The 21007-nt window shown below is 71.5% G+C and carries 18 protein-coding genes; 6 read left to right on the forward strand and 12 right to left on the reverse strand.

The annotated features are described in order from the left end of the window. Positions 1-10 precede the first annotated feature (10 nt). The 6 genes from gyrB to AC2YHB_RS11495 form a co-directional block, all read right to left on the reverse strand. On the reverse strand, positions 11-2113 hold the full coding sequence (gyrB, locus tag AC2YHB_RS11470; protein WP_179648604.1) for a DNA topoisomerase (ATP-hydrolyzing) subunit B: 2103 nt from the start codon (positions 2111-2113) through the stop codon (positions 11-13). A gap of 271 nt (positions 2114-2384) precedes the next feature. Further along, positions 2385-2906, reverse strand: coding sequence for a DUF4395 domain-containing protein (locus tag AC2YHB_RS11475; RefSeq protein WP_036543842.1), 522 nt, complete (start codon positions 2904-2906; stop codon positions 2385-2387). Between the two features lie 70 nt (positions 2907-2976). Beyond that, entirely contained in the window at positions 2977-5835 is a 2859-nt protein-coding gene (locus tag AC2YHB_RS11480; RefSeq protein WP_487353958.1) for a copper resistance protein CopC, read from the reverse strand. Then, on the reverse strand, positions 5832-8045 hold the full coding sequence (locus tag AC2YHB_RS11485) for a hypothetical protein (RefSeq protein ID WP_051932072.1): 2214 nt from the start codon (positions 8043-8045) through the stop codon (positions 5832-5834). Before AC2YHB_RS11485 ends, AC2YHB_RS11480 begins: the two co-directional genes overlap by 4 nt. Before the next feature lie 314 nt (positions 8046-8359). Next, complete coding sequence (locus tag AC2YHB_RS11490; RefSeq protein WP_487353959.1) at positions 8360-9064, reverse strand: hypothetical protein; 705 nt, start codon at positions 9062-9064, stop codon at positions 8360-8362. Next, positions 9061-9954: a hypothetical protein gene (locus AC2YHB_RS11495; protein WP_487353960.1), complete on the reverse strand. Its 894-nt coding sequence runs from the start codon at positions 9952-9954 to the stop codon at positions 9061-9063. Before AC2YHB_RS11495 ends, AC2YHB_RS11490 begins: the two co-directional genes overlap by 4 nt. A 96-nt stretch (positions 9955-10050) precedes the next feature. Between AC2YHB_RS11495 and AC2YHB_RS11500 the strand changes: the two genes are divergently transcribed. From AC2YHB_RS11500 to AC2YHB_RS11510, 3 genes are read left to right on the forward strand one after another with little or no spacing between them, the layout of a single operon-like run. Next, positions 10051-11160, forward strand: coding sequence for a hypothetical protein (locus AC2YHB_RS11500; protein WP_179648600.1), 1110 nt, complete (start codon positions 10051-10053; stop codon positions 11158-11160). After that, positions 11157-12011, forward strand: a complete 855-nt coding sequence (locus tag AC2YHB_RS11505; protein ID WP_179648599.1) for a hypothetical protein — start codon at positions 11157-11159, stop codon at positions 12009-12011. The genes AC2YHB_RS11500 and AC2YHB_RS11505 overlap by 4 nt, the downstream gene beginning before the upstream one ends. Next, on the forward strand, positions 12008-12454 hold the full coding sequence (locus AC2YHB_RS11510) for a hypothetical protein (protein WP_487353961.1): 447 nt from the start codon (positions 12008-12010) through the stop codon (positions 12452-12454). The genes AC2YHB_RS11505 and AC2YHB_RS11510 overlap by 4 nt, the downstream gene beginning before the upstream one ends. 73 nt (positions 12455-12527) lie before the next feature. Here the strand turns inward: AC2YHB_RS11510 and AC2YHB_RS11515 are convergent, their stop codons facing one another. From AC2YHB_RS11515 to dnaA, 6 genes are all read right to left on the reverse strand, one after another. After that, the gene (locus AC2YHB_RS11515) at positions 12528-13361 is read right to left on the reverse strand and encodes a DUF2189 domain-containing protein (protein ID WP_036543849.1); all 834 of its coding nucleotides are present in this window, start codon (positions 13359-13361) and stop codon (positions 12528-12530) included. Positions 13362-13494: 133 nt separating this feature from the next. Next, positions 13495-14097 carry a DciA family protein gene (locus AC2YHB_RS11520; protein WP_207007788.1) on the reverse strand — a complete coding sequence of 201 codons (603 nt, stop codon included), beginning with the start codon at positions 14095-14097 and terminating at the stop codon, positions 13495-13497. Beyond that, positions 14090-15259 carry a DNA replication/repair protein RecF gene (recF, locus tag AC2YHB_RS11525; protein ID WP_487353962.1) on the reverse strand — a complete coding sequence of 390 codons (1170 nt, stop codon included), beginning with the start codon at positions 15257-15259 and terminating at the stop codon, positions 14090-14092. Before recF ends, AC2YHB_RS11520 begins: the two co-directional genes overlap by 8 nt. Before the next feature lie 73 nt (positions 15260-15332). Beyond that, positions 15333-16241, reverse strand: coding sequence for a phosphogluconate dehydrogenase (NAD(+)-dependent, decarboxylating) (gene gnd / locus AC2YHB_RS11530; protein ID WP_036543855.1), 909 nt, complete (start codon positions 16239-16241; stop codon positions 15333-15335). A gap of 38 nt (positions 16242-16279) precedes the next feature. After that, positions 16280-17425 carry a DNA polymerase III subunit beta gene (gene dnaN, locus AC2YHB_RS11535; protein WP_487353963.1) on the reverse strand — a complete coding sequence of 382 codons (1146 nt, stop codon included), beginning with the start codon at positions 17423-17425 and terminating at the stop codon, positions 16280-16282. 458 nt (positions 17426-17883) lie between these two features. Next, positions 17884-19470 carry a chromosomal replication initiator protein DnaA gene (gene dnaA, locus AC2YHB_RS11540; RefSeq protein WP_487353964.1) on the reverse strand — a complete coding sequence of 529 codons (1587 nt, stop codon included), beginning with the start codon at positions 19468-19470 and terminating at the stop codon, positions 17884-17886. Positions 19471-20068: 598 nt separating this feature from the next. Between dnaA and rpmH the strand changes: the two genes are divergently transcribed. The 3 genes from rpmH to yidD are packed head-to-tail and all read left to right on the forward strand — an operon-like array spanning position 20069 to position 20976. Then, a complete protein-coding gene (gene rpmH, locus AC2YHB_RS11545; RefSeq protein WP_036517902.1) occupies positions 20069-20206 on the forward strand; it encodes a 50S ribosomal protein L34 in 138 nt (45 codons plus the stop codon). Positions 20207-20257: 51 nt separating this feature from the next. Continuing rightward, the gene (rnpA, locus tag AC2YHB_RS11550; RefSeq protein WP_487353965.1) at positions 20258-20668 is read left to right on the forward strand and encodes a ribonuclease P protein component; all 411 of its coding nucleotides are present in this window, start codon (positions 20258-20260) and stop codon (positions 20666-20668) included. Continuing rightward, a complete protein-coding gene (yidD, locus tag AC2YHB_RS11555) occupies positions 20665-20976 on the forward strand; it encodes a membrane protein insertion efficiency factor YidD (protein ID WP_051932076.1) in 312 nt (103 codons plus the stop codon). The genes rnpA and yidD overlap by 4 nt, the downstream gene beginning before the upstream one ends. Positions 20977-21007 lie beyond the last annotated feature (31 nt).

The following is a 21007-nucleotide window of genomic DNA, read 5'->3' on the forward strand; positions in this document are numbered from 1 at the left end:
CGACCCCCGGTCAGATGTCGAGGAATCGGACGTCCTTGGCGTTGCGCTGGATGAAGGAGCGTCGCTGCTCGACGTCCTCCCCCATCAGGATCGAGAAGATCTCGTCGGCCTGGGCGGCGTCCTCCAGGGTGACCTGGAGCAGCACGCGCTGGTCGGGGTCGAGGGTGGTCTCCCACAGCTCGTCGGCATTCATCTCGCCGAGACCCTTGTAGCGCTGGATCGGGGCCTCCTTGGGCAGCTTCTTGCCCTGCTCGAGCCCGTCGCGCATGACCGCGTCGCGCTCGGCGTCGGAGTAGACGTACTCGTGCTCGGCCGGCTTGTTCCACTTGATCCGGTAGAGCGGCGGCTGCGCGAGGTAGACGTGGCCGGCCTCGATCAGCGGGCGCATGAAGCGGAAGAGCAGCGTCAGCAGCAGCGTGTTGATGTGGTGGCCGTCGACGTCGGCGTCGGCCATCAGCACGATCTTGTGGTAGCGCAGCTTGGCCAGGTCGAACTCCTCGTGCACGCCCGTGCCGAGCGCCGAGATGATCGCCTGGACCTCCTGGTTGGCCAGCACCTTGTCGATGCGCGCCTTCTCGACGTTGAGGATCTTGCCGCGGATCGGGAGGATCGCCTGGATGTTGTTGTCGCGGCCCATGACCGCGGAGCCACCGGCCGAGTCACCCTCGACGATGAAGACCTCGCACTCCTCCGGGTTGCGCGAGCTGCAGTCGCGCAGCTTGCCCGGCAGGCCTCCCCCGCCGAGCAGGCCCTTGCGGTTGCGGGCCAGGTCGCGCGCCTTGCGCGCGGCGATCCGCGCGGTCGCGGCGGCCTGCGCCTTGCGGATGATCTCCTTGCCCTCGCCGGGGTTCTGCTCCAGCCAGGCGCCGAGCTGGTCGTTGACGACCGACTGCACGAAGCCCTTGGCCTCGGTGTTGCCGAGCTTGGCCTTGGTCTGGCCCTCGAACTGCGGGTTGGAGATCTTCAGGCTGATGATCGCGGTGAGACCCTCGCGGATGTCGTCACCGGTCAGCCGGTCCTCCTTCTTCTTGATCAGGCCCCACTCCTCGCCCCACCGGTTGACCAGCGAGGTCAGCGCCGCACGGAAGCCCTCCTCGTGCGTGCCGCCCTCCGGCGTGTTGATGGTGTTGGCGAAGGTGTGCACCGACTCGTTGTACGACGACGCCTGCCACTGCATCGCGAGCTCGAGGCTCATCGGGTTGGGCGCGTCGTCGCCGGTCTCGGCCTCGTAGGAGATGACCGGGCTGATCGGCGTCTTGCGCTTGTTGAGGAAGTCGACGTAGTCGGCGAGGCCGCGCTCGTACTGGAAGACCTGCTCGAGCGCCTTGTGGCCGTCGACGTCGGCGGCGTGGATCTCGGTCGCGGAGTCGGCGACGCCGTCGACCTCGCCCGTGCCGCCCTCGACCGCCTCGGCGATCTCCTCGGCCTTGGGCCGGGCGTCGACCAGCTCGATCCGCAGGCCCTTGTTGAGGAAGGCCATCTCGCGGAAGCGGGTGGAGATCGTCTCGAGGGTGTAGTCGGTCGTCTCGAAGATGTCCGGCGAGGCCCACCAGGTGACGGTCGTGCCGGAGCGCTCGCCGTCCTCCAGCGGGCGGACCTGGCGCAGCGGGTAGTCCGGGACGCCCAGGGAGAACTCCTGCTCCCACAGGAAGCCGCGGTTCTTCACCTGCAGGTGGAGCCGGTCGGAGAGCGCGTTGACGACGGACGAGCCGACGCCGTGCAGACCGCCGGAGACCTTGTAGCCGCCGCCGCCGAACTTGCCGCCGGCGTGCAGCACGGTGAGCGCCAGCGTCGCGGCCGGCAGCTCCTGGCCGGGCGCGGTGTCGGTGGGGATGCCGCGGCCGTTGTCGACGACGGTGACCGACCCGTCGGCGTTGAGCGAGACCTTGATGGTGTCGCAGTAGCCGGCGAGCGCCTCGTCGACCGCGTTGTCCACGATCTCCCAGATCAGGTGGTGCAGACCGCGCTCACCGGTGGAGCCGATGTACATGCCGGGGCGCTTGCGGACGGCCTCGAGACCCTCGAGGACCTGGATCGCGGAGGCGTCGTACTCCCCCTCGTGGGGGGTCGCCTGCGGGGTCTCCTGCTGGGGGGCCTGGTCGTCAGTCGACACGCGGTGACCTCTGTTCTGCTCGGGGTGTGTCCGCCATCACCGATGGCATGGCGAAGGCCGAGCATGGCGTCCCGGAGACGCATTCCCGGCCGATAACCCATTCTAGCCCGCTACGGGCCTCAGGACACGTGCGCGCCCCGCCGCGGGGGAGGACCGGTGTGGAAAACAGGCCCTCAGCGCCACGGAAACGGCAATGGGAGCGCCGAACAGGGGTTCGGGTGGGCCCCGGTACGCGGGAGGCGCCCTTCGGACGCCCTCCCGAGCCCGTGGGTCAGGCGCGCAGCGCCAGGTTGTTGCAGGCCTCGCAGGTCTCCTCCGGGATCAGCCCGGCGCGCATCAGCCAGCCGAAGATCGTGCAGCCCAGGCAGAAGGCGAGGAAGGCCTCGAGCCCCGCGGCCACGATGATCAGCGCCAGCAGGACCTCCGCGAGGCCGGTCTGGCCCAGGGCGACGGCGACGGTGGCCGCCCCGGTGACCACGACGCCGATCGCCTGGGCGAAGCGCTTGGGCGGTCCGGGGACGAGCTTCGGCTCCCCCAGCCGCGGCGCGACCACCCCGGTGGCGAGGCGACCGAGGGGGCTGAGCGTGGGTCCGGTGAGCACCCGGGCCACGAAGCCCAGCGCCAGCGGCAGGCTCAGCCACAGCCAGTCCGTGCTGACCAGGCGGCCGAGCAGCAGGGCGGACGTGGCGATGGCGACCACGCCGCCCGCGACCACGCGGGCCGCCTTCTCGTTGACGGGGTTCGGGAAGCTGAAGGTACGACGGAGCAGCGACTCCGGTGCGGTGGCGGTCATGTCTCGACCTCTCCTTTCGGGGCCGGGCGGGGCGAGCGAGGGCTCGCCCCACCCGGCTGGTGGTGGTGGGCTACCCGGTGGGGGGTGCGCCCTGGCCGATGCCCGGGACGAGCCCGAGCGGTGCGGTGGAGGTGACGGTCCAGTTCCCCTCGGGGAAGTAGGAGTCGTCCTGTCGCTCACCGCCGGTGGAGCCCGGGACGAGCGTCGGTGCCAGGAACTGCGGCTGCAGCGGTACGACGGCCGCCGAGCCGACCCCCGGCAGTCGCCGGCTCCACGGCGCGAGCAGCGCCGAGCTGAACACGCCGGGCGCGTCCAGGTAGGCGCGGATGTCCTCCGCCGACGTGCCGCCCCCGAGGGCCTCGGCCAAGGCGCGGCCGGCGGCGTACCCGCGCAGCCCGTCGAGCGAGGCGAGCTCGCCGCGGAACAGCTGCGGGACGGCCATCCGGTAGAGCACGGCGTCGGTCGACGAGGTCGAGACCTCGCTGACGCCCTGCACCGCGCCGAGGTGGCCCAGGGCGCCCGAGGCGCGGACCACCGTCTCGGACAGGACCCGCTCCGACAGCAGGATCGGCGAGGTCAGCACCTTGTCGCCCTTCGCCCGTCCCAGCCGCTCGATGGCGGCGACGTCGTCGCCACCGGCGTGCGGCAGGTCCACGACCAGCGCCGTGGTCCGGCGGGCGTCGATGACGCCCGTCAGCTCGTCGTCGTCGAGCCCGGCGAGCGAGCCCGGCTCGAGGAGCCGGACCTCCGGGGTCGGCAGCGACGACGAGGCGGCGAAGTCCTTCGGCGTCGCCTCCGGGGAGAGCCCGACCTGCAGGCCGGCGAGGAGCCGCTTGCCCTGCAGGTCGTCCTCGACGAGCGCGCGGACGACGGGCTTGGGCGCGACGCCCGCGGGTTGCACCCGGCCACGGATCAGCTGGCCGAGGGCGATGCCCTGGGCGTACGGGTCGGCCGCCAGGCGGTAGACGCCCTTCGTCTCGGTGGGGTCGACGGCGGGATCGCCGACGACCACGGGGAGACCGGCCTCGGCCAGCGCCTCGACCGCGGCCGAGCCACCGCCCCCGCAGGTGCCCGCGGAGGCGACGCCGCCGGCCCGCAGGGCCCGGGCGACCGCCTTCTTCGCGCCCTCCTCGGTGCCACCGCTGTCGAGCGTCAGCAGGGCCACCTTGCGCCCGCCGTCGATGCCGCCGTCGGCGTTGACCCTGGCCAGCGCCATCTGGACGCCGATGACGTGCGCCCGGCAGCGCTCGGCCGCCGGTCCGCTGAGGTCGGCCACGGCGACCACCTCGACCGGGGTCGAGCCGGGTGCCTTCGGTACGCCGACCTCGAGGGCGACCGCCTGCGCGGATGCCCCGTCGACCGTCACCTCGGCGCGCCACTGGCCGTCCGCCGAGACGTCGACCGGGGCCGACCAGGTGCGTCCCCCGTGCTGCGCCAGCTCGAGGGTGCGGGCGCGATCGCCGCCACCGGGGCTGGTCAGCTCGACGGACACCTTCTTCGCCGCCGCGTTCTCCGGCGGCAGGGAGACGGTGAGGACGTTGTCGCCGACCCGCGCGGGCGCGAGCCCGATGGCCGCGGTACCGCTCTCGAGGACGGCGGTGGCGGCTGCAGGTCCGGCGAAGAGCCGCCCGGCCTGGGCCGGCAGCGGTCGGTCGCGGCCCTGGACCAGGGCGCCCAGCGTGACGGCGAGGGCGAGTACGACGACGCCCACGACGAGCTCGAACCCGACCGCACGGCCGGGACCCGGCTCACGATCGCCGCGCGATCGGCGCCACGCGACCAGGCCGATCCCCGCGATCACCGCGACCAGGGCGGCCTTCGCGATCACGACGCGCCCGTAGCCCGACCAGGTCAGGAAGTACCAGTGCGCGACCTCGCGGACCGCGGCCACGACGCCGGTGAGGACGACCACCACGAGCGCGCCGATCGCGATCGCGGCGTACCGCCGCAGCGCCGTACGAACAGGTACGCCGCCGACGCGCGCGGCGAGCGCCACCGCGCCCAACCCGCCGAGCCACAGGCCGGCGGCGAGCACGTGGACGACGACGGCCAGCAGGTAGGGCACCGACGGCTCGGTGAGCACGTGGCCGGAGAACGCATAGCTGGCGAGGACTCCGCCCGCGGCGACCAGGCCGACCCACGGACGCACCCGGCGCCGGCGTCGTACGACGAGCAGCGCGACCGAGGCCACGCCGACGAACGCGAGCCGCGCGAGATCCGCCCGGCCGGTGGCCGAGTCGGTCAGCAGGCCGAGGTCGAACGAGCCCGCGGCGCCGGCCGTGGCCGAGGTGAGCGCTCCGGCGACGGCGGCGAGCCCGGTGACCAGCCAGGCCGTCGGCGCGAAGCGCAGGATCCTCGACTCCGCGGCGGGCGTGATCTCGTCCGCGCGGCGCAGGCGGTGCAGGAGCAGGAGGCCCGCGAACAGGACGGAGGCGACCAGGATCCCGGCCCAGCGGCCGGTCCAGCGGATGACGCTGTCGCCGGCCGCGCTGCTGTCGGGTCGTTGGCCGCCGCCGGTCAGGTCGGCGGCCCCGGGCGGGTCGTCGCCCTTCTCGTCGGCGACGCCGAAGCGGAAGGACCCGGAGACGACGTGCCCGTCGTCGCCGAGGGCCGACCAGCGCACGGTGTAGACCGCGCTGGGCAGCGGCTTGCGGGGGACGACGGACAGGATCTGCCCGTTCGCCTTCTCGGTGACGGGGCCGGTGGCCACCGCCTTGCCGCCGGGGCCGGTGACCTCGAAGGTCGAGCCGCGGGCGACCGCCGGCTCGCTGAGCGCGATGGAGATCGCCTTCGGCGACTCCGGGGCGACGGAACCGGCCTCGGGGGTGGACTGGATTGCGTTGGGGTGCGCCGCCGCGGGCGCCGCGCCGCTGCCCAGCAGGGCAGACAGCGCGACGACCGCGACGACGACGAACAGCCGTTGGATCAACGGTAGTCCCGGTAGGCCAGATCCTTGCCGGACGCGTTGGGGCTGGAGATCCCCGGCGGCGTCACCCACAGCTCCGAGTGCGGCTTGTAGAAGCCCGCATCCGGGTTGCCCGGCCAGTTGCGCCGGTTGAAGTTGACGCCGAGACCGCCGGTCTTCTCGTCACGGAACGAGTCGTCGTAGCTGAGCTTGCCCGACGGCGAGATGTTCACGTTGTAGAGCCGGTGGTCACCGTCGACGCCCGTGCGGGAGACGAAGTAGTCGGAGAACTGCAGGCGCCACGGCGTGCCCCACTGGTCGACGGTGTGGTTGTCGAGGGCGCCCCAGTGCGGGCCACCCGTCGTCACGTCGGCCACGGGCAGGGCGGAGACGAAGCGCGGGCAGTCCGCGACCGTCTCGCCCTGGGCCAACTTGTTCCACAGCCGGATCCCGGAGATGTCCAGGGTCCCGTTGTGGATGCCTCGCGACAGGTCGCAGTCGACCTTGCCGTCCGCGGCGCTCTCGATGACCGGCGAGATGTCGATGTCGTAGACGATCTTCGCCGCGCCCTCGTCGAAGTAGTTGTCCGAGCCGGGGTTGCGGCCCTGGACGGCGCGGAAGAGCAGCCGGTTGTTCGGCGAGACCTGGTGCCAGGCACCACCGGCGCAGCCGCCGGGCTCGTCGTACTTGCGTCCGTCGGCGGTCCGCACGATCGAGAGACCGTCGTTCCAGACCTGGACGATCTGGTCGGAGAAGTCGCCCTTGGCCTTGGTCAGGTCGGGGACGAAGAAAACACCGCCACCGCACATCGAGCCGAAGAAGGCACCCTTCGAGCTCAGGCCCTTCTTGTACCGGTCGGCGTTGGGCCAGGTCTTGGCGGCCTCCATGATCCCGTACTGCTCGTGGGCCCGCTGAGCGGGCTCGGTCGGACCGTTCGGGACGTGGGCGACACCGACCAGCTTCGGCTTGCCGGCGTTGGCACCCGTGTTGTCCCAGGTGCGGACGGTCGGCCGGAAGGCGTACTTGTCGATCGTCTTGACCGGGTCGAGCACGATCTCGCGCGGCTCGGCGTAGTCCGAGGTGATGCCGACGCCGAGGTCGTTGCGGAACTGGATGCCGTGCGGGTTGGCGCAGGTGCCGAGCGGGCGGGCCTCGCGCAGGTTGCAGGGCTCCTTGATGCCGTTCGGGTTGGCCCCGAGCGGACCACCGGCCGGCGACTCGGACTCGACCACGACACCCCGGACCGGGTCCGGCTTGAAGGTCACGATCTCACCCGGGGAGCCGCCGAAGTTGGCCAGCGGGCCACCCATCAGGGTCAGGTAGAAGCGGCCACCCGGACCGTTCTCGTACGCGTCGGCGATCGAGCCGCCCGGCGTCGAGGTCACCGGGATCTCGTTGAGCAGCTTCAGGTTCGGGATGTCCTTCGCGTCGAGGACGTGCGTCGTACCCGTGAACAGGCCGCCGGCGAGGATCGGGTCGCCGTCGTTCCACTCGTACTGCATGTGGTGCGACTCGTTCTCCAGGCCCCACGGCAGCGGCAGCTGCACGAAGTTGACCACCCGGGCGTAGTCCGGGTTGTCCGTGCCGTCGAGGTTCTTGGCACGGCTGTCGATGACCTGGAAGCCGTCGAGGCCGGGGAGGAACTGCGGGTTCAGCAGGTCGAGCAGACCCTGCGGGTTGATGGTCGCGTTCTGGACGAACTTGCTGATGACGTCCGCGTTGATGTCGGCGGCGTTCTGCTTGGCCGACCACACCACGGTGTACTCAGGCTTCGCCAGCGGGTCGGGCTGCGGACCCTTGCCCGACTTGTACTTCGCGACAGCGGCCTTCCACGCGGCCGTCGCCTTGTCGCGGCGCTCGATCGCGCCGGGCACCGTGTTGTTCTTGACCTTCCCGATGCTGGTCGCGTTGCTCAGGGTGTTGACGAGCCACTCGGCACTGATCGGCAGGTCGCCGAGCTGGCCCAGGGCACCACCGTCGCCGTCACCCCCACCGAGGCCCCCGCCGAGACCGCCGTCCAGCAGGTCGAGGCTCGGCAGCGAGAGACCCTCGCCGGCGAGCTCGTCGAGGCCCGGGAGCTGCAGGCCGCCACCACCCAGTGGGAGGTCCGGTAGCGGCAGGCCACCCGTTCCGTTCGTGTCGTCGGCGGCGACGGGGCCGGTGGTCGCGGTCAGCAGACCGAGACTCAGCAGGCCGGCGGCGACCCCGCGGACGACGCGGTTCTTCCTGTGCATGGCTGTGTGTGCCTTCCTCTGTAGGTGCGTTGACGTGACCCGTACGGCTCACGTCGAGGGGTGGACACGTACGGCGTCGTGGGGCACCGACCCCTGCTTTGCACCCGAGCAGGGCCGGACCGCTCTCCCAAGGTCGGTCCGACGTCGATTCACGCCACACATGTCCAGCAGTTCTCGACTGCCTCCCCATCGACGGCCACGTGGACCGCGATGCCCTTACAGACGATGGCTAGATCTAACCATATTAATTTAGGCGACTTTAAGGTGATTGGGCTTTCGTGGCACTGACGCGTGATCCCGCCACGCACCCGCGCCTAGGTCGCCGGGACGAAGGTGCCCTCGAGGTGCCAGTAGCCGCTGAAGCGGTCGAACGGGCCGCCGGCGATGGTGCTCGACCAGGTCAGCTCGAAGTGGCCCGACTCCTCGTCGTAGGTGCCCGAGACCGGCGTCGTCAGGCCCTTCGTCGAGCCGTCGGGCTTCGGCGAGCCCTGGTTGAAGTAGAGGTTGTTCCACCCGGCCGTCCACGCCGTCAGCTGGCCGGACAGCTCACCGTCGTCGTTGCGGATCTCGGGCTTCGGGAGCTTCTCTCCCGTGCCCGGGTCGACCGACGGGGTCGAGATCGCGAACTTGATCGCGGTGAAGGTGCCGGGCTTGGTGATCTGCGCCGCCAGCGCGTCGCCGCGCTTGTTGAACGCCGGGTCGGGGCCCGGCTGGAACTCGCCCGTCCTCAGGCCGCCGTCCGAGCCCGCCACCGCGACGGAGAAGGACTGGTCGGGGCACTTCGAGTCGGGGTTGAGGAAGTAGCCGCCCTTCTCGACGGTCCCTCCCGGCTGGATCATCCGGAAGTACGAACCGGTCGCGCCCTTCGCGTCGCAGTGCCCGGGATCGAGCTTGAAGGTGCCGACCAGCGGCTCGCCCGCGGCCTCCTTCTCGTCGTCGGACGAGCCGCACCCGGTGAGGGCGGCGGCGAGGAGCGGCGTGACGGCGAGGAGCCGGGTCGATCGGAGGGAGAGCTTCATGGCTGTGCCTTTCGGGGATTCCTTCGGGGAGCAAGGGCGATCAGGACGAGGAGGGCACCCGGGGCGAGGAAGAACCACGGGAAGAGCCGGAAACTGGGCAGCGCGGCGACGGCCTGGTAGTTGTCCACGCTGTCGCTCATCGCGCCGATCATCGGCGTCATGTCGTTGAGGATGCGGATCCACTCGGCGTCGAGCTCCTCGGTCGCCGGATGGGGTACGCCGGCGCGGGCCAGCTCGGGAGCGATGTCCAGCCGGATCGCGCCCTGGCCCGCCGCCATCGTGGCGAAGTAGCCCTGGATGCGGGCCACGTTCTGGGTGGTCTCGATCGTCTCGAAGGCGCCCATCATCGCCGCACCGCGCGGGGCCTTGTCGAACATCCCGACCGCGAACGGCAGCACGACGAGGGCGATGCCGAGCGCGGCGATCGGCCACCGGATCCAGCGCGCGTCCAGGCCGCGCACGGCGCCGTACCCGGCGAGCAGGAGGATGACCACGCCCGGCACCACGAAGAACCAGGGGAACAGGCGGAAGTCCGGCAAGGACGCGACCGCCTCGTAGCCCTCACGGTTCGCGGCGACGTCGTCCATGAGCGAGGTCATGGTGGTGTGGATCTCGGGCCAGTCGCTGCTGAACGTCGCGTAGGCCGGGCTGTCGATCCCGGGGCGGGCCTCGACGAGGGGGTCGATCTCCTGCACCGCCGCGTCGATCCCGGCCAGGTGGCCCTGGAAGCCGGCGAGCCGCTCCTCGGTCATGAAGGGCTTGAAGTCCCGGATCATCTCGGCGCCGAGGGGCGCTCGCTGGAACATGCCGAAGACGGCGGGGGCCAGGACCAGCCCCAGCCCGAGCACTGCGAGCGCGACCATCCGCGCCGACGACCTGCGCGTCCCCATGACATCGCCGCCCTTCTGTTCCTTATTATCGACTAGTTCACTACACTTTATAGTGTTCCCTCCTCGGGCTGCTCCCGCCCCGACAGAAACGACGCCATGACGATGTACACACTGCGCAGCGCGCGCTCCCGCCGCTGGTCGCCGGCCCTGCTGGCGGCACTCCTCCTCGGCAGCCTCGTGCCGCTCTCGACCGCGGTCGCGCCGACCTCGCAGGCCGACAGCGCGACCCGCCTCTCCGGTGTCTTCCGGCTCGCGCCGGGCACCTGCACCGGCGGCCGGATCTCGGGCACCTACCTGCGGATGATCCTGCCGAGCGGCACGACCAACGGTCCCTACATGTCCAACGCGGACTCGCCCTGCAGCGACCAGTCCTTCACGCCGCTCGGCGCGGGCACGGACGGCGGCCTCAGCACCGTCGGCTACCAGCCCGCCCCGAAGCCGGCCTTCGACTCGTCCGGCAACGCGCGCGCGGGCCGGATCACCGCACGGGCGCAGTACTACGGCACCGCGTTCGCCACCGCGACCGCCGGCAAGGAGCCGCAGACCGGCCGGTCCGTGCCGGTCCCCAGCGTCACGCTGCGCGGCAACCGCCTCACCGCCGACCTGCGGGCGTTCACGGTGAGCTGGAACAAGCAGTACTTCAACCAGGGCGCGCCCAAGCCCGACGGCTCGACCCCCGGCAACACCACGCTCGCGACCGGCACCTACGACCGCGCCACCGGTCGCTTCACCCTCGACTGGGCGAGCCAGGTGCAGGGCGGCCCGTTCGACAAGTTCACCGGCAAGTGGCACCTCGAGGGCGTCTTCGTCCCGGCCGGCTCGAGCGGCTCGGGCGGCTCGGGCGGCTCCGGCACCGGCTCCACCGGCCAGCCCGGTACGACGTCGCAGGGCTCCGGCAGCGGCGCCCAGCCCGGTGCGGTCGAGCCCGGTGAGGCTCCGGCTCCCGGCCAGGCACCGGCGGCCGGCGACCCGCTCGCGGGCACGCCCGGTGCGCCGATCACCCCGGGCGCACCCCTGGCCGCGACCGACGCCGGCTCGGTGTCGGCCGGCGCCCCGGGCACTCGCACGGTCACCCAACGCCACAAGGAGTGGCAGGTCTCCGGCCCGCTGACGGCGACCGCCATCGGCCTCGCCGTCCTGGCGGTCGGCCTGATCGTCGGCACCCGGATCCTGGAGCGTCGCGCACGGAAGGCGGCCGCGGCATGAACCTCCCGCTCATCCGCAAGCTCGCGATCGGCTTCCTGTTCGTCGACGTCGTCGTGATCGGCGCCGCCGCGGTCCAGGTCGACGACGTGGTCGCCAGCACCACCACCGCCGACGCGACGGGCGCACCCGCTCCCGCCGGGGTCCCCGCCGGCGCCCTCGACCCCAACGTGATCCCGGCCGTGCCCGTGGACGCCACCGGCTCCATCCCGCTCGGCGACGGCGGGATCCCCCTGCCCGGCGCAGCGCCCGGTCCCGGCGTACCCACCGGCACGGGCGGGACCGGCGGCACGGGCGGACCCGCGTCGCCCGGTGGCAAGGGACCGACCCCGGCACCGCCCACCGGGTCGCCCGGCGGCGAGGACCCCGCGGGACGGGCCCTCCCGCCCTGCCCGGTCAAGCTCAGCGAGGACCCCCCGAGGGGAGGCCTGCAGTCGCTGGTGCCCTTCGCACCGCTCTTCGGCCCGTTCTCCGCGGAGGCCTTCGCCCTGGCCTCGGCGTACCAGCCCGAGCTGCAGCTGCTCGGGCCGATCCTCGCCGAGTACCCGACCATCGAGCCGGTCGTCGCGCCGATCCTGAACCCGCTGATCACCAGCCTGGGCACGCTCTTCGCCAAGGGGCTGGACGTCGTCGGGCCGCTCTACGGCCCCTACCGGACCCAGTTCCTCGAGGCCGAGACCAAGCTCGCGGCCGCGCTGGCGCCGTACTCGAAGGCGCTCGCCCACAACGAGCTCGGCGGATGCATCGTCGAGCTGCAGAGCGCGCTCCTCGCGGCCAGCAGGAGCGGGGCACCGGGCGTCCCGAGCCCGACCGCCCTCGACCTGAAGGCCCTCGGACTCGGAGGTCTCCTGTGACGCCCCGCCGATCCCTGGCGTGGATCGCCCCGGCCCTCGCCGGCGCGCTCCTCTCCGGGTGCACCTTCTCCTCCGGCAGCACGACCGAGGTCACCGAGTCGGGCGGCTCCGGTTCCAGCTCGGCCTCGGGTGGCGGGGCGGTCGACCAGAAGCCCGCCCAGCCCACGCCGTCGACCCCGCACGTCTCGAAGCTGTGCGACAGCCTCACGGCCGTCTACCTCACCGACATCTCCGACCAGAAGGACGCAGCGAGCCTGGTGAAGGACTGGGTGCGGGTCACCGCCGCCGCACCCCCGAAGCTCAAGGACGACCTGGAGGTCGTCGGCGCCTACCTGGTGGCGGCGGCGAAGAGCGACTACGCCGCCCTGAAGGGTGCCGCCGACCAGGTCGGCGACGCCCTCGACCACGTCGACCGGTACGTCACCAAGACCTGCCGCGCGTAGGCATCCGGAAAAGCACGACGCCCCTGACCCCGGGTGGGGTCAGGGGCGTCGTTGCTGCCGTCGGTGGCTGCGGTCAGGGGGCGACCGGCTGGCCCGACAGCTTCTTGTAGGTGAAGGCCGAGCCGACCAGGACGACCGGGATGGCCGCCAGCAGGCCGACGAAGCAGGCGAGCTCGCCGACGAAGATGATCACGACGGCGACGAGGTACCAGATGATCGCCGAGCCGACGTTGTTCTTGGTCAGGTCGATGCTGGCCTTGATCGCGTCGACCGGCGAGAGGTTCTTGTCGACGACGAAGAACAGCGAGTACATCGACAGGAACGCGAAGATGATGCCGGGGATGAAGCACAGCAGGTAGCCGATGAACGTCCCGGCGCCGACCAGCAGGGCGGTGACGATCACGTTGCCGATGTTCTGGAACTTGAAGACCCCGGCGGTGGTGAACGGGCGGCCCTCGGTGACACCCAGCGCCTCACGGATCAGGCCGGCGCCGATGACCTGCGCGTAGATGAAGAACAAGACACCGACGAAGGCCGAGATCAGGAACGTGAGGACGAACGGCCAGCCGTCGTCGTAGGTGTAGGTGCCGGTGCGGGCGTTGTACTCCGCGTCGGCCGAGCTCAGCGGCACGATCGCGAAGAGGTAGAGCAGACCGATGACCACGGCGCCCGCGAAGATCGCCAGCGACGCCAGGATCATCTGGCCCATGTTCTGCTGGAACTTCGCCCAGCCGTAGCCGACGGCCGAGCCGACGTCCCACGGCTGCGCACCGGCCGGCGGGCCACCGAAGCCGCCACCGGCGGGCGGACCGCCGTAGCCGCCTCCCGGAGGACCGGCGGGAGGCGGGGCACCGTAGCCACCGCCACCGGGGGGCGGGGGCGGTGCCGGAGGCTGGTAGTTGCTCATGTCGGTCTCCTTGCCGGGCGCGTGGTCATGGGGGCCACGTCGGACGAACGGGTCATCGAACAGTCCGTCATCGTAGCGAGATCGGCACCCCGGGAAGGGTCAAAAGAGAGGACGCTCCGCGCTCAGTCCTGGCTCAGCCGTAGGTGTCCCGCGGCCCGCGCCCGTCGCGGAGCCCACGCCGGCCGTGCTTCCACGACGGCGCGTGCGGTCCGAGGACCTCGACGAGGGTCACCGTCCCGTCACCGAGCTCCGCGTTGAGCCGCTGCACGAGGGTCGCCGCGAACAGCTTCAGCTGGGTGGCCCAGGCCGTCGAGTCGGTACGGACGACGAGGGTCCCGTCGGTCAGCGTCTCGGGCGTCGAGTGGGCGCCGATCTCGTCGCCGACGATCTCCGTCCACCGCCCGAACACGCCGCGGACCTGGAGGTCGAGCGCCCAGCCGCGGGCGCCGACGAGCTTGTCGACCTCGGCCCCGAGGCCCTGCGGGTCGCGGCCGTCGGGCCGGGCCCCGGAGAACTGCGCCTCGCCCGACCGGCCGCGGCTGCGGAAGCCGGTCCCGGCAGGGCGGCCGTCGGAGCTGCGCGGGAGACGGCGGCGGGCGGGCGTCGTACCCGCGGCGGCGGTGCCGAGGGTGAGTGAGCGGGCGAGGTCGAGCCCGTCGGCGCGGTGCTCCTCCTCGGCCGCCTCGGGCGCCACGGGGGTGGCGCCCTCCGTCGTCTCGTCGTCCGGGTCAGGCACGGGTCACCTCGCCGGCCGCCACGTGGAAGGTCGCACCCCGCAACGCGTCGGGGACATCGGCGGCGACGGCCGCGGTCACCAGGACCTGCTCGGCACCGGCGACGAGCGCCGCGAGCTGCTCGCGACGGTCGGCGTCGAGCTCGGCGAAGACGTCGTCGAGGATCAGGATCGGGTCGTCGCCGTCGGCCCGCAGCAGGTCGTACGACGCCAGCCGCAGCGCCAGCGCGAAGGACCACGACTCGCCGTGGCTGGCGTACCCCTTCACCGGCAGGCGGTGCTCGTCGCCCGGGCCAAGGGTCAGCAGGAGGTCGTCGCGGTGGGGGCCGACGAGGGTCACGCCACGCTGGATCTCCTCGGACTGGCGGCGGGCGAGCTCCTCGCGGAAGGCTTCGGCGAGGGGGTTGCGGGGGTCTCGTGACGGTTGCTGCGCAACCTCCTCGACCACCAGGGCGGGAACGGTCGCGGAGTACTCGATCCGGGCGTCGTCGCGGCTGGCGCCCCGCGCGACCGCCTCGTACGCCTTCCCCAGGTACGGCGCCAGGTCGGTCACCAGCCGCTGGCGGGCCAGCAGCAGCTCGGTCCCGGTGGTGACCAGGTGGTCGTCCCACACCGACAACGTCGCGAGCGCCGCGTCGCGGGAGGAGCCGCGGGCGGCGTACAGGGTCTTGAGGAGGGTGTTGCGCTGGCGCAGCACCCGCTCGTGGTCGGCGATGACGCCGGCGTAGCGCGGGGTCCGGAGCACGAGCAGGTCGTCGAGGAAGCGGCGCCGCTGCGACGGGTCGCCCTTGACCAGGGCGAGGTCCTCGGGGCTGAACACGACCGTGCGGACCAGGCCGGCGAGCTCGCGCACCCGCGGCAGCGGCGAGCGGTTGACCCGTGCCCGGTTGGCGCGGCCGGGGTTGAGCTCGACCTCGAGGACCGCGGTCCGGCCGTCGCGGACGACCGCCGCCCGCACGATCGCCTGCTCGGCGCCGGCCCGGATGAGCGGGGCGTCCGTGGCCACGCGGTGCGACGAGAGCCGCGAGAGGTAGTCGATCGCCTCGACCAGGTTGGTCTTCCCCTGGCCGTTGCTGCCCACGAAGGCCGTCACGCCCGGTTCGAGCGCGACGTCCACGTCGGCGTACGACCGGAAGTCGTGGAGGGTCAGGTGGGCGACGTGCACGACACCATTGTCCCTCTCTTCGCTCGGGCGCCTCGTGACGGTTGCCGCGCAACCTGCTCGACGACCGGAAGCCTCAGGCGTCGGGGTTGGCCTCGCCGCCCGGAGGCGGGTCCGTGTGCACGGCGTGGCCGCCGAACTGGTTGCGCATCGCGGCGATCGCCTTCATCGCCGGGCTGTCGTCCTGGCGCGAGGTGAAGCGGGCGAAGAGCGAGGCGGCGATGACGTGCATCGGCACCGCGTTGTCGATCGCGGCCTGCACGGTCCACCGGCCCTCGCCCGAGTCGTCGGCGTAGCCGCGCAGCGCGTCGAGGTGCTCGTCGTCCTCGATCGCCTCGGTGAGCAGGTCCAGCAGCCACGAGCGGATGACCGTTCCGTGGCGCCACGACTCGAAGATCGCGGGGACGTTCTCGACGATGTCGACCTTCTCGAGCAGCTCCCAGCCCTCGGCGTAGGACTGCATCATGGCGTACTCGATGCCGTTGTGGACCATCTTCGCGAAGTGGCCGGCGCCGGGCGTCGGACCGGCGTGGACGGCACCGCCCTCCTCGGGCTTGAGGGTGTCGAACGCGGGCTGCACCTTCGCGATGTCCTCGGCCGCGCCGCCGTACATGAGCGCGTAGCCGTTCTGCAGGCCCCAGACGCCGCCGGAGACGCCGCAGTCGACGAAGCCGATGCCCTTCTCGGCGAGCGAGGCCGCGTTGATCGCGTCGTCGGTGTACTTCGAGTTGCCGCCGTCGACGACCAGGTCGCCCTCGCCGAGGAGCTCCTTGAGGTCGGCGATCGTCGAACGGGTGGGCTCGCCCGCGGGCACCATCACCCAGACGACCTTCGGCGCCGGGAGCGCCTCGACCATCGCCGCGAGGCTGTCGACGTCGGCCAGGTCCGGGTTGCGGTCGTAGCCGACGACCGTGTGGCCGCCGTTGCGCAGGCGGGTGCGCATGTTGCCACCCATCTTGCCGAGTCCGACCAGTCCGATGTGCATCCGAGGGAGTCCCTTCAGGTCGCTGCGGGTGGGATGTGTCAGCTGAGCAGGCGGCGCGGCATCAGCAGGTAGCGGAACGAGCCACCGTCGTCCTGGGCGGACTCGTCGGCAGTGCCGCTGATGACGACCGGCTTCGACGCCTGCGTGAACGCCAGCTCCACCACAGCCTCGTCGATGGCACCAAGCCCGTCGAGGAGGAAGGTCGGGTTGAAGCCGGTCACCAGGTCGTCGCCCTCGATCTGCGCGGCGACCGACTCCGAGGCCTGGGCGTCGTCGCCGGAGCCGGCGTCGAGGACCAGGGCGCCGTCGCGGAAGCTCAGCTGGACCGCGGTGTTGCGGTCCGCGACGAGCGAGACGCGCTTGACCGACTCGATGAGCTCGGCGCGGTCGATCTTCGCGACGGTGAGCTTCTCGCTCGGGAAGAGGCTGCGGACCTTGGGGAACTCGCCGTCGAGGAGCCGGGTCGTCGTACGACGCACGCCGCCGGGGCCGGTGCCCTCGAAGCCGATGATGCCGTCGCCGGAGCCCGACGCGGACAGCGCGATGGTGACCTCCGGGCCGGCGGTCAGCGACTTCGCGGTGTCGCCGAGGACCTTCGCGGGGACGAGCGCGGCGAGGGTCGCGTCGGGGGTGCCGGGGTTCCAGGTGAGCTCACGCTGCGAGAGGCGGAAGCGGTCGGTGGCGAGCAGGGCGATGGTGTCGCCCTCGATCTCGATCCGGACACCGGTCAGCACCGGGAGCATGTCGTCGCGGCCGGCGGCGGTGACCGCCTGGGCGACCGCGTGCGCGAAGACGTCGCTCGGCACGGTGCCGGTCGCGGCCGGCATCTCGGGGATCGTCGGGTAGTCCTCGACCGGCATCGTCTGCAGCGAGAAGCGCGAGGAGCCGCAGGTCAGCGAGACGCGGGCACCGTCGAGGGTGAGCTCGACGGGCTTGTTCGGCAGGCTGCGGCAGATGTCGGCGAGGAGCCGGCCGCTGACCAGGGCCTTGCCCTCGTCGTGGACCTCGGCGCTGAGCGTGGCGCGGGCGGAGGTCTCGTAGTCGAACGTCGAGAGGATCAGGCCCTCGTCACTGGCCTCGATCAGCAGGCCGGCGAGGACGGGGGCACTCGGACGGACCGGCAGGCTGCGCGCGGCCCACGCCACGGCGTCGGCAAGGACATCGCGGTCGACACGGAACTTCACGTTCGTCGTACCTCATCTGGGTCGGGGTGGGCGGCGCTCGGCGACCGTGTGGTCAGCGGAGCGTGCACGCGGGTGGGGTTGCATCCTGCCACGTCGCTCCTGAGCGCGGCACTGCCTGTCGGCTCGTGTGGTTCGCCGGGGTGGTGACAGGAACGCGCCGAGGGTGGTCGATCCACAGGTCGGGGGTCGTGAGGAGTTCCGCGGAAGATCGATCCGTACGTCGGTAGGGAGTGGTCATAGGTTCGGTGGAAACTGTGGAGAACCACCGTTTGCGCAGGTCAGCGGCCGTGGGGCCGGTGGATGACCTGTGGGGAGAGCCCGGGACGAACTACCCGCTCGTGGGGATGACCGGCGTCGTGTGGAGCACCGGCCTGTGGACTCCACGGAATCCTCCCCGTGTAGTTCGCACAATTCGGACGTGGTTGTCCACAGGCTCGAACGACAGGAATCCGTGGCCCTCAGACCTGCCGGGCCTGCATCTTCACGCGGTTGGTGAGCTCGCTGACCTGGTTGAAGACGGCGCGGCGCTCACCGAGCAGCTGGTTGATCTTCCGCTCGGCGTACATCACCGTCGTGTGGTCGCGGTTGCCGAACTGCGCGCCGATCTTCGGCAGCGAGAGCCCGGTGAGCTCGCGGCACAGGTACATCGCGATCTGCCGGGCCATGACCAGGTGGCGACCGCGGCTCGGGCCGGTGAGCTCCTCGATCGAGAGCCCGAAGTAGGCCGCCGTCTGCGCGATGATCAGTGGCGCGGTGATCTCCGGCTCGCCGCCCTCGGGGATCAGGTCCTTCAGCACGATCTCGGCCAGGGTCATGTCGACGTCCTGGCGGTTGAGGTTGGCGAAGGCGGTCACCCGGATCAGCGCGCCCTCCAGCTCGCGGATGTTGGTCTGGATCTTGCTGGCGATGAACTCGAGCACGTCGGACGGCGCCGTGAGGCGGTCCATCGCGGCCTTCTTGCGCAGGATCGCGATCCGGGTCTCGAGGTCCGGCGCCTGCACGTCGGTGATCAGGCCCCACTCGAACCGGTTGCGCAGCCGGTCCTCCAACGCCTCGAGCAGCTTGGGCGGACGGTCGGACGTCAGCACGATCTGCTTGTTGGCGTTGTGGAGGGTGTTGAACGTGTGGAAGAACTCCTCCTGGGTCTGGGTCTTGCCCGCCAGGAACTGGATGTCGTCGATGAGGAGCACGTCCACCTCGCGGTACTTCCGCTTGAACCGGTCCTGCCGGTCGTCGCGGATCGCGTTGATGAACTCGTTGGTGAACTCCTCGCTGGAGACGTAGCGCACCTTGGAGCCGGCGTAGATCGTGCGCACGTAGTGGCCGATCGCGTGCAGGAGGTGCGTCTTGCCCAGGCCGGACTCGCCGTAGACCAGCAGCGGGTTGTAGCTGCGGCCGGGCGCCTCGCTCACCGCGACGGCGGCGGCGTGGGGGAAGCGGTTGGAGGAGCCGATGACGAAGGTCTCGAAGGTGTACTTCGGGTTGAGCCGCGACTCACCGCTCGCCGGCGGGCTGGCGCCGGGCGCGGGCAGCACGGCCGGGCGGTCGGTGCTCGCGTAGCCGTCGTCGAAGGCGGGTGCGGTGCGCGGGGCGTCGTACGTCGACGAATCGATCTGTGGACTTGTCGGCATGTCGACATTCGTGAGGTCGACCGGTGCCGGCTGCTCGAAGGAGGGCTGCTCGTAGGAGGGACCGTCGTCGTAGCGCTCCGCGGGGAAGCCCGGCTCGGTGACCGGCTCGTGCTGCAGAGAGCTGTCGACGGTGACCGCGAGCTGGACCTCGTGGCCGAAGCGCTCGGTGAGGGTGTCCTCGAGCTGGCCGCGCAGCCGGCCCTCCAGACGCTTGCGGGTGAAGTCGTCGGGCACGGCCACGATCGCGGTGGTGCCGTGCAGGGTCACCGGCTTGCTGGCCTGGAGCCAGGCCCGCTGGTGGGCCTGCAGGTCGCCGACGACGGCGGCCCACTCCCGCTCGAGGCGGGCGATGGGTGCCTCGGGGGCGCTGCCGTCGGTGGTCGGGTTCGGGGGCTGATCGGGGTTGCCGGTCACGCCTCACACCTCTCGCTGTTGTCTGTCTGTGGTCGGGGCCCGGTCTGGCTCCACAACTTTGTCCACAGGTTGTGAACAATTGCATCATCGACGTGACGATGCTCGACCGAGGCCGCCCGAACCATCCATCAGACCTCGTTTGCGCAGGTCAGAGGCACCGAGACGGTGACAGTGGCACGGCTGACGAGTGAGGTCGTCGGGGACTTTCGGGACCGGCGGGGAAACCCGGAGTAGTCGAACCTAACGGGCGACCGGCCTGTGGATCAACCCGCTATCCACAGGTTTCGCAGGCACCTGCGGAAATCGATGCACCGTGGTCGGCACTCGCGGGCGCGGATCATCTGGCCCGCGGGCCGGTACGACGGGGAGGCGCGCCGGTTTGACCCCCGATCCGGCCTCCGCGTACCGTTGATTGGTCAACCGGGGTCGACCGGTGCCGCATGTCCACGAATCATCCCTCCTCGCAGGTGCGCAGCAGCTGCAGGGATCGGACCTCGTGGCTGCGCGGTGCCGGCCGACGTGCCTCACGGCTCCTGATCGGAGTCGCTCGCAGGCTGCCGCGCGACCCTTCCCGATCCTGCACCTGAGAGGCCGATTCGTGAGCAAGCGGACGTACCAGCCGAACAACCGTCGTCGTCACAAGACGCACGGCTTCCGACTGCGGATGCGCACCCGCGCGGGCCGCGCGATCCTGGCGAACCGCCGCCGGAAGGGCCGCTCGAGCCTCGCTGTCTGAGGCCGGGCAGGTCCGGGGGTGTCCGCTCAGCGGAACCCGCGGGGCTGACCGATGCTCGCCGCCGGCAACCGGCTGACGGACCCAGAAGGATTCCGGGCCGCCAGCCGACGGGGCCATCGAGCCGGTGCCCGCACCGTCGTCACGCACCTGTTGCTCCCCCCGGAGCAACAGGTCGTCGGCATGTCCGGAACCTCGTCCCCCGCAGGTCCGACGCTGCCCGCTGCGCGGGTCGGCTTCGTTGTGAGCAAGGCCGTCGGCAACGCCGTCGTGCGCAACCGCACCAAGCGGCGGCTGCGGCACGCGGTGCGCGAACGACTCGCGGTGCTGCCGCCCGGCTCGCTGCTCGTGGTGCGCGCCCAGCCGGCGGCCGCCCTGGCGTCGTACACGGAACTGGTGGCGGACCTCGAGCGTTGTCTGCAACGCGTGACCGAGCGCGTCGTCCAGCCCGGGGAGGCCCGATGAAGTGGCTGCTGATCGGGCTGGTGCGCGGCTACCAGCTGGTGATCAGCCCGTACCTGGGCCCGACCTGCCGGTACTACCCCTCCTGCTCCGCGTACGCCGTCGAGGCGCTGCGGGTGCACGGTGCGATCAAGGGCAGCTGGCTCGCCGCACGGCGTCTGCTGCGCTGCCACCCCTGGTCGCCCGGCGGGGTCGACCACGTGCCGCCCCGGCACGACCACTCCCCCGCCCGCACCGAGGCCCCGGCCCGGAGCGACTCAGCACTCCTGCCGGCGACCGCCGGCGGTTCCGACTCCCAACTAGGAGCCTGACTCGTGGGTTTCATCGGCGACATCGGCCACT

It is taken from the genome of Nocardioides sp. SRI_004 (assembly GCF_057586415.1).

Bases quoted from the DNA above. Each gene is read 5' to 3' on its own strand.
- AC2YHB_RS11475 (WP_036543842.1), bottom strand. From the start codon at position 2,906: ATGACCGCCACCGCACCGGAGTCGCTGCTCCGTCGTACCTTCAGCTTC.
- AC2YHB_RS11505 (WP_179648599.1), top strand. From the start codon at position 11,157: ATGAACCTCCCGCTCATCCGCAAGCTCGCGATCGGCTTCCTGTTCGTC.
- rnpA (WP_487353965.1), top strand. From the start codon at position 20,258: ATGCTCGCCGCCGGCAACCGGCTGACGGACCCAGAAGGATTCCGGGCC.
- AC2YHB_RS11495 (WP_487353960.1), bottom strand. From the start codon at position 9,954: ATGGGGACGCGCAGGTCGTCGGCGCGGATGGTCGCGCTCGCAGTGCTC.
- AC2YHB_RS11500 (WP_179648600.1), top strand. From the start codon at position 10,051: ATGACGATGTACACACTGCGCAGCGCGCGCTCCCGCCGCTGGTCGCCG.
- yidD (WP_051932076.1), top strand. From the start codon at position 20,665: ATGAAGTGGCTGCTGATCGGGCTGGTGCGCGGCTACCAGCTGGTGATC.
- AC2YHB_RS11515 (WP_036543849.1), bottom strand. From the start codon at position 13,361: ATGAGCAACTACCAGCCTCCGGCACCGCCCCCGCCCCCCGGTGGCGGT.
- AC2YHB_RS11490 (WP_487353959.1), bottom strand. From the start codon at position 9,064: ATGAAGCTCTCCCTCCGATCGACCCGGCTCCTCGCCGTCACGCCGCTC.
- AC2YHB_RS11485 (WP_051932072.1), bottom strand. From the start codon at position 8,045: ATGCACAGGAAGAACCGCGTCGTCCGCGGGGTCGCCGCCGGCCTGCTG.
- gnd (WP_036543855.1), bottom strand. From the start codon at position 16,241: ATGCACATCGGACTGGTCGGACTCGGCAAGATGGGTGGCAACATGCGC.